Annotated in this window: 14 protein-coding genes; 5 read left to right on the top strand and 9 right to left on the bottom strand. The window is 61.4% G+C overall.

Features of this window, described 5'->3' with window-relative positions; all coding sequences use genetic code 11:
* The first annotated feature begins 432 nt into the window (after positions 1-432).
* Together AC3RLQ_RS05485 and AC3RLQ_RS05480 are read left to right on the top strand one after the other, a co-directional pair.
* A complete protein-coding gene (locus AC3RLQ_RS05485; RefSeq protein ID WP_493038824.1) occupies positions 433-603 on the top strand; it encodes a CsbD family protein in 171 nt (56 codons plus the stop codon).
* Between the two features lie 58 nt (positions 604-661).
* Complete coding sequence (locus AC3RLQ_RS05480; protein ID WP_493035087.1) at positions 662-790, top strand: hypothetical protein; 129 nt, start codon at positions 662-664, stop codon at positions 788-790.
* 162 nt (positions 791-952) lie between these two features.
* Here the strand turns inward: AC3RLQ_RS05480 and AC3RLQ_RS05475 are convergent, their stop codons facing one another.
* From AC3RLQ_RS05475 to AC3RLQ_RS05455, 5 genes are all read right to left on the bottom strand, one after another.
* Positions 953-1,453, bottom strand: coding sequence for a hypothetical protein (locus AC3RLQ_RS05475; protein WP_493035085.1), 501 nt, complete (start codon positions 1,451-1,453; stop codon positions 953-955).
* A gap of 250 nt (positions 1,454-1,703) precedes the next feature.
* On the bottom strand, positions 1,704-3,185 hold the full coding sequence (locus tag AC3RLQ_RS05470) for a PKD domain-containing protein (protein WP_493035083.1): 1,482 nt from the start codon (positions 3,183-3,185) through the stop codon (positions 1,704-1,706).
* A 135-nt stretch (positions 3,186-3,320) separates the two neighbouring features.
* Positions 3,321-4,688, bottom strand: a complete 1,368-nt coding sequence (locus AC3RLQ_RS05465; RefSeq protein WP_493035081.1) for an ABC transporter permease — start codon at positions 4,686-4,688, stop codon at positions 3,321-3,323.
* Positions 4,685-5,389, bottom strand: a complete 705-nt coding sequence (locus AC3RLQ_RS05460; protein ID WP_493035079.1) for an ABC transporter ATP-binding protein — start codon at positions 5,387-5,389, stop codon at positions 4,685-4,687. Before AC3RLQ_RS05460 ends, AC3RLQ_RS05465 begins: the two co-directional genes overlap by 4 nt.
* 23 nt (positions 5,390-5,412) lie before the next feature.
* Complete coding sequence (locus tag AC3RLQ_RS05455) at positions 5,413-6,711, bottom strand: efflux RND transporter periplasmic adaptor subunit (RefSeq protein ID WP_493035077.1); 1,299 nt, start codon at positions 6,709-6,711, stop codon at positions 5,413-5,415.
* Between the two features lie 266 nt (positions 6,712-6,977).
* On the opposite strand from AC3RLQ_RS05455, the gene AC3RLQ_RS05450 reads away from it, so the two are divergent.
* The 3 genes from AC3RLQ_RS05450 to AC3RLQ_RS05440 all read left to right on the top strand — a co-directional run bounded on the left by AC3RLQ_RS05450 (position 6,978) and on the right by AC3RLQ_RS05440 (position 10,236).
* Entirely contained in the window at positions 6,978-8,378 is a 1,401-nt protein-coding gene (locus AC3RLQ_RS05450; protein ID WP_493035076.1) for a hypothetical protein, read from the top strand.
* Positions 8,375-9,217 carry a sugar phosphate isomerase/epimerase family protein gene (locus AC3RLQ_RS05445; protein ID WP_493035074.1) on the top strand — a complete coding sequence of 281 codons (843 nt, stop codon included), beginning with the start codon at positions 8,375-8,377 and terminating at the stop codon, positions 9,215-9,217. Before AC3RLQ_RS05450 ends, AC3RLQ_RS05445 begins: the two co-directional genes overlap by 4 nt.
* Before the next feature lie 146 nt (positions 9,218-9,363).
* A complete protein-coding gene (locus AC3RLQ_RS05440) occupies positions 9,364-10,236 on the top strand; it encodes a helix-hairpin-helix domain-containing protein (protein ID WP_493035072.1) in 873 nt (290 codons plus the stop codon).
* Here AC3RLQ_RS05440 and AC3RLQ_RS05435 read toward each other — a convergent pair.
* Genes AC3RLQ_RS05435 through AC3RLQ_RS05420 form a run of 4 tightly spaced genes read right to left on the bottom strand, consistent with a single transcriptional unit; the run spans position 10,194 to position 15,611 of the window.
* Positions 10,194-11,771: a bifunctional aminoglycoside phosphotransferase/ATP-binding protein gene (locus AC3RLQ_RS05435; protein ID WP_493035070.1), complete on the bottom strand. Its 1,578-nt coding sequence runs from the start codon at positions 11,769-11,771 to the stop codon at positions 10,194-10,196. The two genes, AC3RLQ_RS05440 and AC3RLQ_RS05435, sit on opposite strands and share 43 nt — an antisense overlap.
* A 14-nt stretch (positions 11,772-11,785) precedes the next feature.
* Positions 11,786-12,769 (bottom strand): zinc-dependent alcohol dehydrogenase family protein, encoded by a 984-nt coding sequence (locus tag AC3RLQ_RS05430; RefSeq protein ID WP_493035068.1) that lies wholly within the window; start codon positions 12,767-12,769, stop codon positions 11,786-11,788.
* Positions 12,766-15,195: an endopeptidase La gene (gene lon / locus AC3RLQ_RS05425; protein WP_493035066.1), complete on the bottom strand. Its 2,430-nt coding sequence runs from the start codon at positions 15,193-15,195 to the stop codon at positions 12,766-12,768. Before lon ends, AC3RLQ_RS05430 begins: the two co-directional genes overlap by 4 nt.
* The gene (locus AC3RLQ_RS05420; protein WP_493035064.1) at positions 15,192-15,611 is read right to left on the bottom strand and encodes an Hsp20/alpha crystallin family protein; all 420 of its coding nucleotides are present in this window, start codon (positions 15,609-15,611) and stop codon (positions 15,192-15,194) included. Before AC3RLQ_RS05420 ends, lon begins: the two co-directional genes overlap by 4 nt.
* Positions 15,612-15,620 lie beyond the last annotated feature (9 nt).

The following is a 15,620-nucleotide window of genomic DNA, read 5'->3' as shown; positions in this document are numbered from 1 at the left end:
TGCATGCCATCGGCACGAAGCCATGGGCGGATGTATCACAATCACTGACCTTAGCTGCCAATCAGCAGACAACCTGTCGCTGAAGTGCTGCCAGGCAGGAAGAGCCCACTTTTCCAGCAGCGGATGCAACGGCTTCATCCATGCAACCGGCACTGCGGCGAGGCGCGATGTTAGGACAAAGGCCCACTCAATCTAAACCGGTGTCCTTCAGGCCATCCATGCACTGGCCGGGCAGCATTCAAAAATGAACGCCGTCCCCCATTTCACCCAAACCCAAACCACACCATGAAAACAAACCTGAAAACCATGCTCATCCTGCCGTGTCTGGCGCTCTGCATTGCGGCCTGTGAAAAGCATTCATCCACCAAAGTCAGCGAAGAAACCCGGGAAAAAGTCCACGAGGCGGCCACCGACTCTCCAGCCCAGCTCAAGATCAAGGGCAACTGGAACGAAATGAAGGGCAAGCTGAAGCAGAAGTTTGGCCAGTTGACCGATGACGACGTGATGTACGAAAAAGGCAAGGAAGACGAACTCTACGGCCGCCTGCAGCAGCGGCTGGGAAAATCCCGTGAAGAAGTGGAGCGCATTTTAAACGAGCTCTAGCACCACGAGACATGTCAGGTGCGATCCAACAAACCACAAATCCTTAACCCCCTCTATTATGAAAAACACACTGATCAATCAATGGCAGCACATGCAGCAGGGCAAGATTGGCTATGCCCTTCTCTGGCTTCTCGGCATTCCCCTTCCCGTCCTCCTCATTTTCTATTTGCTGCGCGGCGGAAACTAACGCCTCCAACAGAAGAAAGCTTCAGCCCCCAAGAAAGCCCCGCCATTCGGCGGGGCTTTTACTTTTCCACTCGCTCCAAATGAAGGCGAGTGCCAGAAACTGCCCCTTGGAGCAGAGATCCGCCTGGAGGCAATGATTTCTCCCATCAGCACAAAAACTGCCTCACCCGATCCACACGCTCTGCCCGACTGCAGACTCATAAATCTGGTGCAGCTGGAAAGTTTGCTGTGCCCCGATCTTCTGGCCGAACTGGGCCGTGAGGTACATCCCCACCGCGATCAGCACCATGAGGGTGGCAATCCACAGCCCCCATGCCTGCATGCCAAGCCAGCACTGACATGTCCCCAATATTCCTGAAAACAGCCCGACCGAGCCGACCAGCATGTAGCCGTAGAGAAAGGCCGCCCACACGTTGGTGTTTGGGCCATAGGTTCCACTCACACGTGTTTTCCCTTCACCTTCGGGCTCCAGGCTCAGGCTGAGGCGTGGCGACCAGTAATGCGTGTCCTTTTCCACCACATGCAGGCTCACAAAGCCCGGAAAGCTTTTGACCTGGCAGCGGTCGGCATGTTCGCGGGCATAATGGGTGATCAGCTCAACTGCAGCCTCCACATCCAGGTCGATCACGTGCGAAAAGCGGGGGCGGAGTCGAAAACTGCTCATAAGTCAGATGCTACCCGGTATCAGCCAAATGCGTCTAGCGCCTCTGTTGCTCTATTCTGAATGTGGCTTGTTCGATGAATGTCATGCTCTGACGGCAGACTGCATCCTGTGTATGACAAAGGTTCATGGCATTCCCGTGACCCAGCCACCACTTGGTTTTTGGCTGATTCCGCTGAGACCTCAGGAAGCGTTTCGCTCGTTAATGTGGCGGCGCATGACTGTTGGTTTGAAGACAGAACAGAATGATGAACTACTCGGCCACATGCACCCACAAATGGGCAACGGCGCGTTCGTCACGCTTGTTCACGTGCTCCACGCTGACAATGTAGTCGCCCGGTTTGGCAAAGCTGTGCTGCGTGGTCGCGTAGCCATCCTTCGCCAGCGCCTTCGCGTTGCCGTCGGATTTCACCTTCACCGTGGGCGTGCCGTCGCCAAAGTCCCACGTCTCGCCGCCTTCATCGCGGAAGGTGCGCACTTTGAACGTGATGCTGTCCCCGGGCTTGAGATTTGAAGTGGGTGAATAGCTCGGGTGGATCGCTGGCGGGAGGTTCTTCTCATCGGCGCCGATCACCTGCACGATGGCAAAGTCGTAGCTCGTGTGCCCGGCTTCATCGATGGCTTTCAAGATCTCGCTGTAGCTGCCGGGCCGGGTGTAGCTGCGCTCCAGCCTGGCTCCTTTCTGCTTGGTGCCGTCCGTGAACGTCCATTCATAACTCGCGATTTTTCCCGCCGCCGCCCAGGACTTCGAGGCATCGAGCGTGACAGTTTCCCCAGCGCGGATGAAGTGATGCGGCCGCGCCACTGCGATGACCGCAGGCTTCTGCTCATGGACATAGGCCTCCCAAGCAAAGGCATAGGCCTCCTGCGTTCCCCACTTGCCGGAAGGCTGCCGGCTCTTGATGCCAAAATGAAGGTGGGACCACCCGCCGCTGGCGCCTTCTTTGCCAAGAACGCCGATGCGCTGCCCCATCTTCACGCGGGAGCCCATGCGGACCTCCGGATCAATCGTGTGCAGATGGCTGTAGCGGTAGTACCAGCCGCGCTCGTCGAGCAGATAGACGACATCATAGCGAGGGCGCACAGGCGTGAGGGAGTAGCCTGGCAGGGTCTTTTCCGACACGCTCACAACCAGTCCGTCCGTGGCCGCGACCACCTCGATCAATCCCTCACAGCCACCGAAATCGAGGTCGTTGTGGTAGTAGATTTTTTTGCGCTCCGGCTTGTCGCCGCCATCCACATACGTTGGCTCGTTTGAAAACTGCGTCATCGTCGCAAACCAGCGCTGCTTCAGCGGATAGACAAAGGTGCCCGCCTCGATCCAAGGCGAACCGGCAGGCCAGAGGCGCAGCCGCGCGTCTTTCTCCAGCCCCCATGAGTCTTCGCCACTGTTGGCATTGTAACCGCGAGTGATCGGGCAGTCGATCTGCACGCCGCCAAGATTCTGCGGCAGCTGGTAATTCGCACTGGTGAGCCAGGCCTGCACACCGTTCACATCCACCTTCACCTTGGCTTCGCGCACGGCATGGGACATCGAGTCAGTCTTTTCATCGATTTCAAGGAGCTTGACGCGTGCCGTGCTGCCATCAGCAAACTTCACATCCGCTGACTCACCGATCTGCAAATCCACTGCGCGCAATGCAGGCTGAAGCGTGGGGGCGGGCAGGTCGGCCCTCACGGACCCGATGCTGAAAAGCGCGAGAATCAAAGTAGGATAAAGAAGGAAGGTCTTCATGGTTTAGAAGCTTTTCAGTTGGTGTTATCTGGATGTGCAAACGGGAGATCAGGGGGCACGAAACTGGTCCAGCACCCAGGCTGCCTTTGGTTACGCGTTGACACTGGCGAATACTTTCATCTTGTTGCTGTGCGCTCATTCGTAGCGCAGGGCGTCGATCGGATCGAAGCGTGAGGCCTTCCATGCAGGGTAGTAACCAAACACGATGCCGACGGCGGCGGACACGACCACGGAGGCGATGATGGCCCCCACCGATGTCGCGGTGGGCCAGTGCAGCAGGAGATTCACCAGATAGGAGCAGCCGCGGCCCACAAGAATGCCGCCCGCGCCGCCGAGCAGGCACAGCACCACGGCCTCCACCATGAACTGCTGCAGGATGCTTGACGGCTCCGCGCCCACCGCCATGCGCAGGCCGATCTCCCGCGTGCGCTCCGTGACGGAGACCAGCATGATGTTCATGATCCCCACACCGCCGACGACGAGGGAGATCATGGCAACAACGAGCAGCAGTTTCGTCATCAGCACGGTCGTGGAGCTCATCGCCTTGGTCACTTCCGTCATGTCGTGGACGTTGAAATCATCGGCCTCGTCCGCGCGCAGATGATGGCGCTCGTGCAGCACGGCGCGGATCTGCTGGATGGCTGCGGGAATCTCCGCCGCTGTACGCGCGGCGGCGATGATTTGATCCACGTTGGTGAAGCGCACCGGCTCCGGCCGGTCGGCTTGTTCGGTGGCGGAAGGCAGAGGATAAAGGCTGAGAGCGGAGCTGGGATAAAGCTGCTTGAGCGTGTTGACCGAGCCGACGCTGGCAGCCGCGCTCTGATTCCCCACCGAGGCCGAGGAGCCGACGACGCGGTATTTGATGGTGGTCCACGGCGCGAGCACCACGTCGTCCTGATCCATGCCCATCATGTTGGCGCCTTTGAAGGGGAGCACGCCGACGATCTTGAAGGCAACGTTCTGCAGGCGGATCTCCTGCCCGATCGGCGAGGCACCGCCGAAAAGCTCGCGCACCACCGTCTGGCCCACGAGGCAGACTTTGTTGGCGTTGCGCACATCACGATCCGTGAAGGCTTCCCCTTCGCTCATCATCGTCCAGTCGCGAACATCAAGATAGGCGGGCGTGGTGCCATAGATGAACATGGGCACCCAGTTCCGATTGCCATGGACGACCTGCGTGCGTGCGCGCACCGCCGGTGCGACGCTGCCCACGGCGGGACATTCACGCGCGATGGCCTCGGCATCCTCGGGCGTGAGCGTCATCACGGTACCGGCTCCAAAACTCACGCCGCCACTCGCGGCCGTGCCGGGCTGTACCAGCAGGTTGTTGGCCCCCATGCTGGCGATGGTCCGCCCGATGGCGATCGTGGAACCGTTGCCGATCTCCATCATCGCAATCACCGCCGCCACGCCAATGACGATGCCGAGCGTGGTGAGCGAAGCCCGCATGACATTGCGGCGCAGGGCTCTCAGCGCGGTTCTGATGATCTGATAATGTCTCATGGCAAGCCTCCTCCTGTGCCCTCATCCCCGGCGATCAATCCATCGCGGATGCGAATGGTGCGCTGCGCGTGACCCGCCACGGTTGGATCATGCGTGACCAGGATGATCGTGATCCCTTCGGTGCGGTTGAGCTGCTGAAACATCGTCAGGATGTCCTCGCTGGTGCGTGAATCGAGATTGCCCGTCGGCTCGTCGGCGAGCAGCACCTGCGGCCGGTTGACCAGCGAACGTGCGATGGCCACACGCTGCTGCTGGCCGCCGGAGAGCTGCGAGGGCTGATGATCCATGCGGTCCTTCAGTCCTACCTTTTCCAGCAGCGCCGCCGCACGCTCGCGCATCTCGCGGTCGGTGAGATTTTCACGCGCATACGTCAGCGGCATCATCACGTTCTCGATGGCGGAGGTGCGCGCGAGGAGATTGAAAGTCTGAAACACAAAGCCGATGCGCTGGCTGCGCAGGCGTGCGCGTTCGTTGATGGAAAACTTGGACACATCCTTGCCATCAAACCAATATTCCCCGCTCGTCGGCCGGTCGAGGCAGCCAAGTAGGTTCATCAGCGTGCTTTTGCCCGAGCCGCTGGCCCCCATCAGCGCGACAAGCTCCCCACGCGCAATCTTCAACGTCACACCCTTCAAGACGGGCAGATCCACCTCACCCAGATGGTAGGTCTTGCAGACGTTGTTCATTTCGAGCAGTTCCATGGCGGTGGCGCGGGGTTGCTTCCTTATTTGCGCCCCATGCGGGGTGTGAACGGGCTCGCGCCCGCTGCAGCCGCAGCGCTGGCGGCCTCGCGCGTTTGCTGGCCAACGACCACTTCCATCCCTTCCTTCAGTTCGGCACCGGAGACTTCCGTCATGGTGCCGTCTGTGAGTCCCGCGCTGATCTCCAACGGCTTTACAAATTTGCCGTCTGCAATCCAAAGCGTCCCCTGCTGCTGGGCCTCGCTTTCATTGCCCGCCTTGCGGGCGGCATGGGCCGCGCTGCGCGCATCAGGGGAAACAAGGCCCGCCTCCGGCCACCAGCGCAGCGCCACGTTTGGCACCATGAGCACATCATTGCGCCGTCCCACTTCAAACTTCACGTTGGCCGTGAGATAGGGCAGCAGCCTGCCGTCGGGATTGTCGGTGTTCACCTCGACCGTGTAAGTCACCACGTTTTGCGTCATCGTTGCGTTCAGGCGAACCTTTCCCACGGTGCCGTGGAATTCCTGCCCCGGAAAGGCATCGACGGAAAAGGTCGCCGGGCTGCCCACCACGATGTGACCGATGTCCGCCTCGTTCACCGAGACCCAGACCTGGATGCGCCGCAGATCCTTCGCCAGGAGAAACAAACTTGGCGCGCTCAAACTCGACACCACCGTCTGGCCGATGTTCACCCGGCGGTCAATGACCACGCCTTTGACAGGCGCCTTGATCGTGCAGTAGGCAAGATTGCGCTGCGCCGCATGCAGCGCGGCCTTCATCTGCGCGACTGCTGCCTGCGCGGCCGCGAGGCTGGCTTTGGCGGTGTCGAGCGTGGCAAGGTATTGATCATACACCGTCGCCGCGACAGACTCGCCGGAAGGAAATTTCCGCACGCGGTCCCAGTCCCGCTGCGCCGCGGTGAGCTTGGCCTCCATCTGCAACACATTGGCCTCCGCGCTGTCCAGATTGGCCTGCGCCTGTGCAACGGCATCGCTGTAGAGTGCATCGTCAATCTGGGCCAGCACCGTGCCGGCTTCGACGGGCGAACCGTAGTCAACCTCTTCGCCCTTGGCATCCTTGCCGAAGTTGATGATCTGCCCCGCCACCTGCGCCCCCACATCCACCACTTCCTCCGGCTCCACTGTGCCAGTCGCGCTGATCATTGCGACCAGCGTCCCACGTTTCACCGGCGAAGTCTTCAGCACTGGCTCCGCTGCTGCCTTCGAATGTGCACGCCACCAGTAGCCGCCGCCCCCGATGAGTGCCAGCATCAGCAGGGCCATGATCAGTCGTTTGAACCAGCGCATTGTTGTGTCTCCATGAAAGGGTTTGAATTCCATGCCCAAAGCTTCTCGGTCACGGGTGCCGCAGGTGATACGGCAACACGCACAGTGGAGCGCGAAAGCGTTGTCTTTGCTGCGCATGAGTTGCTTTCTTCATGACCTTTCTTTGTCGCAGCAAACTGAAACCCGCAGGGTTAAATTGAGCTATTCGACTTTCTTAAGCAACACATCCCGGGCCAAAAGAGAGTTCAATCATGACACTTGATGGGTAGATCATCCCCCTGCGGGGGCTAGTATGCTTTCGTTTCAGCGAACTCCTCACCATGAACCTCTTCGTTTCAGATCCCGCCGTTCGGCAGAGGTTGGTCGAGTTTTTAGGAGGCGACTCCCTCGACCACGCCACCGCGGTGTTTCTGACTCATACCGATGGCTGCCCGTATGACCGGCGGGAGCTGCACCCGCCTGCGGAGCTCGATTGGTTCTTGGAGCGCGACATGGACATCGCGCGCTCCGTGGCAGACTCAGAGTCGCATCTGTTCCATCTCGATGTGGAGTATGTGAATTTCGATTCTCCTGCCGAGGCCTTTGTGGATCCCTGGCGCTGCTTTGAACTCCAGGAACCCGTCGTGCGCGTGATCGAGTCACTCCTGCTCGAATGGGGCATTCAGCCCCTGCATCTCATCACCGGCCAGGGCCACCATTTTGTGTGGCGCATCCGGCGGAGCTCGGACATTGCCGCTCGCATCACCGCCCTTTGCCCTGCGCCCGAACTCATCGCTCCCTGCATGGAGCGCGTTCCGCCCATTCTCAGCGGCGGCATTGGCCCGGCGGATCAGGCCAGCTTTGCAGCCATCGCCCTGCTCGTCGAATTTGTGGCTCACAGGATCAAGGAGAAGGCCGCCTCCTTGTCCGCACTTCCCGTCGAAATCACCGCCGTTCACGTCGGGCCTTGCGCCACGGCGCAGCGTGAAATGATCTCCATCGACATCTCCGAATACGGCGACCCGCTGCACACGCGCACCATTCGCATGCCTTTCACCAATTACCGCAAGCCCTGGATGACGGGCATCGCCAGCAGGCTCAGATTGGAAGACGAACTCCCCGCCATCCGCTCCATCCCGCTGCATGAAATGGATTACCGTCAGGCCATCAAAGTCCGCCAGGTGGAGGAGGACATGCTGGATCTGGCGCAGCGCGCCTGCGTGCGCATGCCGCTGCAGGAGGAGGGCACTCACCACCTGCTGGAGCACTATCTCGCCTCCCGCCTGCGCCGCTTTCATGAGTTCTACTACTCCACCCAGCATGATCCGAAGGAGCGCTGGCATGAGACCTACGACAAGACACCCCTCGCTGTCCTGCCGCATTGCGTGCGCCACCTGCTGGAGTTTCCCAATGACCTGCTGCTAAAACCGGCGGGCATGCAGCTGGTCACACGCTGCCTGCTGGCCCAGGGCTGGCACCCACGCCACATCGCCGGCTTGATCCGGTCCAAGTTTGAAAATCCATCCCATGGCTGGGGCATCGACTGGAGCGACTACGAGGCGGGCACCCGCGCGGACTTCTACACACGGCTCTTTGCCTGCCTGCACCTGACCGGCCTTGATCGTCTTGTCGATCTCAACTGCACCTCCACTCGCGAGAAAGGCTTCTGCTTTCCTCCCGCTCAGGGCAGTTGCGATCTGGAACCCACACGGCAGCAGCTCCTCACCAAACTCACGCCATGATTGACTGGCCCATCGCACTCTCCACCGGCTGTTTCTACCAGCGCAGCATCTTCGATGTTTTGAAACCCGTGCACGATGCCGGATTTCGCGAGATCGAGGTCTGCTCGTCGCCCCGTCATCTCGACTTTCACAATGTGGATGAAGTCCGTCGTGCCGGAGAACGAATGCGCGAGCTGGGCCTGCATCCGGTCTCCTTTCACGCCCCCTTCGCCGAGCGCATCGACATCACATCCTTCAGCAAGCCCGTGCGGGATGCCGCTGTGCATGAACTGCTTCGCGCCTCTGAAGCCGCTGCGCTGCTGGGCTGCACCTACGTCGTCCTTCATCCCGGCCCCGAGCGCGAAGGCCGCCCTCCGGAGGCAGACTTCATCCAGCACATGCACCATGCAGCGGAGTCTCTCAATATCATCGCTGCACGCTGCTGTGAGCTGGGCGTGCAGCTCCTGCTGGAAAACATGCTGGCCCATTTGCTCTGCGGTCATGTGCGCGACATGATGTATCTCCTCGGAGAAATCAGCACCTGCAATGTGGGCACCTGCCTGGACACCGGGCACGCGCATCTGGCTCGCGAAATGGGCCTGGTGATCCAGAAGCTCTCAGGCCATCTCAAACTGGTGCACATCAATGACAATCGCGGCGACTGGGATGCTCACCTGCCGCCCGGCGAAGGCACCATCGACTGGCCCTGGGTCATTCAAGATCTGCGCCGCAATCAATTCTTCGGCCCCCTCGTGCTGGAGCTTCAGGGATCAGGAAACGAGGCCGTCGAGATCGTCCTGGCACGCGCGGTGCGCGCACGGGAGTTCCTGGAGAAGGCGGGCCACGAACCTCCTCGTTGAGCACCTTGCCCCGCTTTCACCGCATCACGCGCCGAGTTCCCGATGAAAGTCCACCATCTCACCGTTGAGGAGGCCTGCCGCAGCGGCATGTTCCTCGCGGAAGAGCTCCGCAAAGCCGTGCAGAGACGTATTCTTGGAAGCACCACATGACACAGAACCAGCAGATCGCCGCCAGCCTCGAAGAGGTCTCCCGCATCCTTGCCGAACAAGGCGCCAACCGCTTCCGCGTGCAGGCCTATGTGCATGCGGCGGGCGCCCTCCGCACGCTGCAGGAGCCCGTCGCAGATGTGCTCGCTCGTGAAGGACTGGAGGGCCTGGAAAAGATTCCCGGCGTGGGCGACACCATCGCGCATGTCATCCGGGACATCGTGCTGCACGGCAAGTCGGGCATGCTTGAACGCCTGCGCGGAGAGAGCGATCCCATCGCGCAGCTGGCCTCCGTGCCCGGCATTGGCAAAAACACCGCCTGGAAGCTGCATGAGGAGCTGGGCATTGAAACACTGCAGGAGCTGGAGGCCGCCGCGCATGACGGACGTTTGGAAAAACTCGCAGGCATCGGCATGAAGCGGCTCGCCGGCATCCGCGACACACTCGCGCAGCGTCTGGGCCGCCTGCCGAAGCCACGTTCATTCCATCCGCTCTCCGCCGATCCCTCCATTGCGGAGATTCTGGATGTGGACCGCCAGTACCGGGAGGACGCCCGCGCGGGAAAGATCAGGCTCATCGCCCCGAAACGCTTCAATCCCACCGGCGAAGCCTGGCTGCCCGTGATGCACACCATGCGCGGCCCGCGTCACTACACCGCCCTTTTTTCCAATTCCGCCCACGCCCATGATCTCGGCAAGACCCGCGACTGGGTCGTCCTCTTCTATGATGGAGATGGCACCGAACGCCAGTGCACCGTCATCACCTCCACCTTCGGCCCGCTCCAAGGCCGCCGCATCGTCCGTGGCCGCGAGGCTGAGTGTGCCAGCTTCTACCACACCACCAGTTCCTTCAACAGCTCGCTGAACACCTGATCGAGTTTGCCATCTGCAAGAATGGAAATCTTCTCCTCCTCCCGCAGCTCATCCGGCCGCTGATAACCGGCGCTCAATCGCTTGTAGTCTTCGAGGCGCGCATCAGACACCACCTCCTCATCCTGCTCACGCTCCTTCAGTCGTTCACACACCACCGCTTCGTTGGCGTGGGCTTCGATCCATCTCACGTCGCATCCTTCAGCGGCAGTCACCTGCTTGAGCGCATCGCGCTGTTCCACCTTCGAGAACGTGGCATCGAGAATGACGCAGCGCCCTTCCCGCAGCGTGGCCAGCGCCTGCTCAAACAGCCGTTCATAAGTCTTCTGCGTCATCGCGGGGGCATACAGCGCCGCGCGCTCTTCCGCGCTGCCGCGATGATTCAATGGCGTGCCTGCCAGGGTCTTGCGCAGACGGTCTGAAGAATGCACCGGCCACCCTGTCTCCTGCCCCAGCGCTGCGGCGAGTGCTGACTTGCCCGAGGCCACCTTGCCCATGAAAACGAAGACGCAGGGTCTGGAACCTGCCACGGCGTATTGCAGTGCCAGCTGGAAGTAGCGGCGCGCAAGTTGCAGGCTCGACTGCTTCTCCGCCTCCGCTACAGTCTCCGCATGGGCATGCAGGCTCTCCACCTTGCCACGCACGCAGGCGCGGTAGCATTTGTAGAAATCCATCAGCGCACGGATGCCGTGGTCATCCAGCAGCACCGCGAAGCGTTCGACGATGTACCGCGCCAGATCGGGGCGACCATTGAAATCGAGATCCATGGCGAGAAACGCGATGTCGCAGGCCACGTCAATGCAGCGGAAGTCGGTGTTGAACTCGATGCAGTCGTAGATCCGCACCGCCTCGGGAGAGAGGTGGATGTGATCGAGATGCAGATCGCCATGGCAGTCGCGGATCCAGCCGTCATGCAGGCGTGATTCAAGCAGCGCGCTCTGCCGCGTGAAGAACTTGCGCGTGTAATGGGCGATGGCATCCAGCGCATGCTGCGAAAGGCTCTGGCCCACGAATCGTGCGGCAGCCTTGAAGTTGTCCTCCGTGCCCTGGCGCAGGTGCTCGTTCGCCGTGCTGACCTCTCCGGCCGGCAGCGGAGGCTGGGAGACGTAGAAGCGGTGCAGCTTCTCCACGATGCGGTCCATCTCCCGCGTGCCCACCTCTTCGGTCTGCATCAGCTGCAGCAAAAAGTAGCGCGGGTCCATCTGCCGCATCTTCACCGCCCACTCGACGATTTCGCCGTAACCGCCGAAGTGCAGGTGGCCCTCGTGCTCGCAGATGGGTTCGATCCCCAGATAGATGTCATCCGCAAGGCGGCGGTTGAGCGCCAGCTCGTGCTTGCAGTCGGCATGCCGCAGCTCCAGCGTCGAGAAGTCAAGGAAGCCCAGGCTCACCGGCTTCTTGATTTTGTACACGAAGGGCGGCGCGATGAAGACCCAGGACGCATGCGTCTGCAGCAGCGTCACCTGCGGTGGTCGGTGCGGGTAGGACTCCGTGTCTGACAGAAAATCCAGCAGGCGTTGGGTGGTGGCGGAGATCATGAGAGAAAAAAATGTCAGGGCACCAGCACGGCGGCTCCGCTGAGCTGGCCCGCGCGCAGCATGGCCAGCGCTTCGTTCGCGGCTTCCAGCGGAAAGCTCCGTGTCTCCACCCGCACCGGGATGCTTCCCGCGAGCGGCAGAAACTCTTCGCCATCACGGCGCGTGAGATTGGCCACGGAGCAGATGCTGCGCTCCTGCCAGAGATCCGCATAGGGGAAGGAGGGAATGTCGCTCATGTGAATCCCTCCGCAGACCACCGTGCCGCCTTTGACCAGAGACCGCAGAGCCCCAGGCACCAGCGCACCCACGGGCGCAAAGATGATGGCGGCATCCAGCAGCTCCGGCGGGCGCTCATCGGAGGCACCGGCCCACACGGCGCCGAGACTGCGGGCAAACTTCTGCGCAGCCTCGTCCCCTGCCCGGGTGAAGGCATAAACTTCACGTCCTTGATGACGCGCAACTTGAATGACGATGTGCGCCGCGGCTCCAAAGCCATAGAGGCCCACCCGCCGCGCGGTGCCGGTCTTCATCAGCGATCGATAACCAATGAGCCCCGCGCAGAGCAGCGGGGCCATGGAGACATCGCTCTCATCTCCAGGCAGCGGGAAGCAGTAGCGTGCATCCGCCACGGTGTGTTCGGCATAGCCGCCATCCAGGGTGTAGCCGGTGAACTTGGCGGCATCACAAAGATTTTCGCGGCCGCTGCAGCAGTAGGCACAGACACCACAGGTCCAGCCCAGCCAGGGAATCCCCACACGCTGCCCCTTCTGAAATCCCGTCACCCCTTCCCCCATCTCTTCGATGATGCCGACGATCTCATGCCCGGGAATCAGCGGCAGTTTGGGATTCGGCAGCTCACCGTCCAGCACATGGAGATCCGTGCGGCAGACGGCGCACGCGGTGACTTTCACGAGGACTTGTCCAAAAGCGGGTGCAGGCCGGTCCACCTCGCGGCAGACCAGAGGTCCGCCGTTGGATTCGAGGCGCATCGCTTTCATGACTCATGCTTTTCTGCGGCGGGCTCCAGTGCGGCCGCCAGCACTTCGTCCACGGTTTCCACCGGCAGGATCTTCAGGCGCTGGCGCACCTCCTCAGGCAGATCAGGCACGTCCTTCTCATTGAGCTTGGGAATGATGATCGTCTTGAGCCCGGCACGCAGCGCGGCGATGGACTTTTCTTTCAAGCCGCCGATGGGCAGCACCAGGCCGCGCAGGGTGACTTCTCCCGTCATGCCCACGTCCTTGCTCACGGAGCGGTTGGAAAACAACGAGGCCAGCGCGGTGAACATGGCGATGCCCGCAGACGGCCCGTCCTTCGGCACGGCACCGGCCGGCACATGCACATGCACTTCGTTTTTGTCGAAGCTCTCGGGATCAATGCCGAGCTGTGCAGCCCGGCTGCGCACGAGGCTGAGCGCGGCACGGACGGACTCCTTCATCACATCGCCAAGCTGCCCGGTGAGCGTGAACCCGCCTTTGCCAGGGAAGCGAATCGCTTCGATGTGCAGCACCTCGCCACCCGCCGTGGTGTAGGCGAGGCCGGTGACCACGCCGGGCACGCTGGTTTGCAGCTTGCTCTCGCGCACAAACGCCGCAGGGCCCAGTGCCTCACGCACGATGCCGGGTGTGACCTTGGCCTGGGTGATCTCCTCTTTGGCAACGCTGGCTGCGATGTGCCGCGTCACGGACGCAATCTGGCGTTCCAGATTTCGCACACCGGCTTCACGCGTGTAGTCTTCGATCACGCGCTCCAGCGCTTCGTCGCTCCAGGTGCATTGATCCTCCGTCAGGCCGTGCTCGGAGAGCTGGCGTTTGACGAGGTAGTTCTTCGCGATGCTGAGCTTCTCACGCTCCGTGTAGCCGGAGAGTTCCACGATCTCCATGCGGTCGCGCAACGGTGCGGGAATCGTGTCCAGCGTGTTGCACGTGGCGATGAAGATGATCTGCGAAAGATCAAACGGCACATCGATGTAGCGGTCCGTGAACTCCTGGTTCTGGCGCGGGTCCAGCACCTCCAGCAGCGCGCTGGCGGGATCTCCCCGGAAGTCCGCGCCGAGCTTGTCGATCTCATCCAGCATCAGCACGGGATTCCGCGTGCCCAGCCGCTTGAGCTCCTGAATCAACCTCCCCGGCATGGAGCCGATGTACGTGCGGCGATGTCCGCGAATCTCCGTCTCATCCCGCAGGCCGCCAAGGCTGATGCGCGCAAACTTGCGCCCCAGCGCTTCCGCAATGGACTGGCCCAGACTTGTTTTGCCGACGCCCGGAGGCCCGAGGAAACACAGGATCGGTCCGCGGCCTGCAGGGTTGAGTTTGCGCACCGCGAGGTACTCGATCAGGCGCTTCTTCACCTTCAGCAGTCCGTAGTGGTCGCGGTCCAGAATCTCCTGCGCTTTGTGCAAATCCACCTTCTCATCGCTGAGCACGTTCCACGGCAGCTCAGCCATCGTTTCAAGATAGTTGACGATCACGGAATGGTCCGGGCTTTGCGGCGGAATGACCTCCAGCCGCTTGAGTTCGCGGTCGGCCTGCACCTTCGCCTTCTCAGTCAGTCCGGCCTTGTCCAGTCGCTGGCGGATGTCCTCCACCTGCTCTTCACCGCTGCCATCCTCGCCCAGCTCTTTTTGAATGGCGCGCAGCTGCTCGCGCAGATACGCGCGCTTCTGGGCGTCGGAAAATTCACTGCTCACGTTCTCGCGCAGCTTGCTCTGCAGATCGGCGATGTGGAGCTGGTTGTTGAGGTGGACCTCCAGCGCCGCCACCCGGCGGGCCACGTGAGTTTCCTCCAGCAGCTTCTGCTTGGCCTCCGTCTCAATGCTCAGATTGGCCGCCAGGATGTCCGTCAGCGTGCTGGCGTTGTCGATGGTGGCGAACAAGCCTTTGACTTCGTCCGAGATCTCCGGCCGCAGGCTGAGCAGCTTCCCGGCAGACTCGCGGAGATTGCGCACGGCCGCCTCGGCCAGATCATCTCCCTTGTCAGGCATCACGCTGGCCAGCGTCTCCACCTCCGCCTTCATGAAAGGCTCCTGCTGCGTCACCTGCTTGATGCGCATGCGCTGTTCGCCACGCACCAGAATGACCACGCCGCCGTCCTGGCGGATCATGCGGATCACGCGGCCGATGACCCCGTGCTCATAGAGCTGGTCCATGCCGGGACTGTCACTCTCCTTGTCCTTTTGCAGCACCAGCCCCAGCAGCTTGCTCTGCGGCAGGCTTTGTTCCAGCAACTGCAGGCTGGAGGCACGCCCGATGGTCAGTGGCATGATCGTGTCTGGAAAAAGCACCGTGTCTCTGAGCGGCAGGATCGGCAGCACCTCGACCGCGCCCGCCACCGGCGTTGCCGGTTCTCCGGCCGTTGCGGAGGCACCCGCGCTCACCGGTTCAGTGATCGCCTCCGCCGTTTTCAATGAGAGATCTTCCATCATGATGCGTCCTCCGCTTGCAGGGGAAGTGTGATCCACAGCCAGCCGTTGTCCTGTCTGGCAACCACACGCTCGGTGTCCACCGCCATGGGAAATTCCAGCACGCGCTCAAAGCTGCCGTCCGGGATCTCCATGACGAGGATGCGGCAGCAGGAGGAGGCATCACAGCCGTTGTCCGGTGCCTGGCGCTGGCCCCGCACCACGAGACGCCGTGGCTCCACCTCCACCTTGATCTCCTGCTTGGCCACTCCCGCCAGATCCACACAGACTTCCAGGTGGTCTTCATGGGCGTACACATTGACATCCGGACGCCACACGGCTTCAGGAGATTGCAGGCCCGCGAACTGCAGGCCCTGCAGCTGGTTGGCCAGTTGGTCCGCCATCGTAAAGAGGCGCGTGAGTCGGATGCTGCGTGGCATGGTATTGGA

This window comes from Prosthecobacter sp. GW821-HT29F12, assembly GCF_058803405.1.
The sequence above is the reverse complement of the archived record's forward strand: the minus strand, read 5'-3'. Positions and strand labels throughout refer to the sequence as shown.

Excerpts from the sequence above, each read along its gene's own strand:
- AC3RLQ_RS05480 (WP_493035087.1), top strand. The coding sequence starts at position 662 with ATGAAAAACACACTGATCAATCAATGGCAGCACATGCAGCAGGGCAAG.
- AC3RLQ_RS05475 (WP_493035085.1), bottom strand. The coding sequence starts at position 1,453 with ATGAGCAGTTTTCGACTCCGCCCCCGCTTTTCGCACGTGATCGACCTG.
- AC3RLQ_RS05470 (WP_493035083.1), bottom strand. The coding sequence starts at position 3,185 with ATGAAGACCTTCCTTCTTTATCCTACTTTGATTCTCGCGCTTTTCAGC.
- AC3RLQ_RS05465 (WP_493035081.1), bottom strand. The coding sequence starts at position 4,688 with ATGAGACATTATCAGATCATCAGAACCGCGCTGAGAGCCCTGCGCCGC.
- AC3RLQ_RS05460 (WP_493035079.1), bottom strand. The coding sequence starts at position 5,389 with ATGGAACTGCTCGAAATGAACAACGTCTGCAAGACCTACCATCTGGGT.
- AC3RLQ_RS05455 (WP_493035077.1), bottom strand. The coding sequence starts at position 6,711 with ATGGAATTCAAACCCTTTCATGGAGACACAACAATGCGCTGGTTCAAA.
- AC3RLQ_RS05450 (WP_493035076.1), top strand. The coding sequence starts at position 6,978 with ATGAACCTCTTCGTTTCAGATCCCGCCGTTCGGCAGAGGTTGGTCGAG.
- AC3RLQ_RS05445 (WP_493035074.1), top strand. The coding sequence starts at position 8,375 with ATGATTGACTGGCCCATCGCACTCTCCACCGGCTGTTTCTACCAGCGC.
- AC3RLQ_RS05440 (WP_493035072.1), top strand. The coding sequence starts at position 9,364 with ATGACACAGAACCAGCAGATCGCCGCCAGCCTCGAAGAGGTCTCCCGC.
- AC3RLQ_RS05435 (WP_493035070.1), bottom strand. The coding sequence starts at position 11,771 with ATGATCTCCGCCACCACCCAACGCCTGCTGGATTTTCTGTCAGACACG.
- AC3RLQ_RS05430 (WP_493035068.1), bottom strand. The coding sequence starts at position 12,769 with ATGAAAGCGATGCGCCTCGAATCCAACGGCGGACCTCTGGTCTGCCGC.
- lon (WP_493035066.1), bottom strand. The coding sequence starts at position 15,195 with ATGATGGAAGATCTCTCATTGAAAACGGCGGAGGCGATCACTGAACCG.
- AC3RLQ_RS05420 (WP_493035064.1), bottom strand. The coding sequence starts at position 15,611 with ATGCCACGCAGCATCCGACTCACGCGCCTCTTTACGATGGCGGACCAA.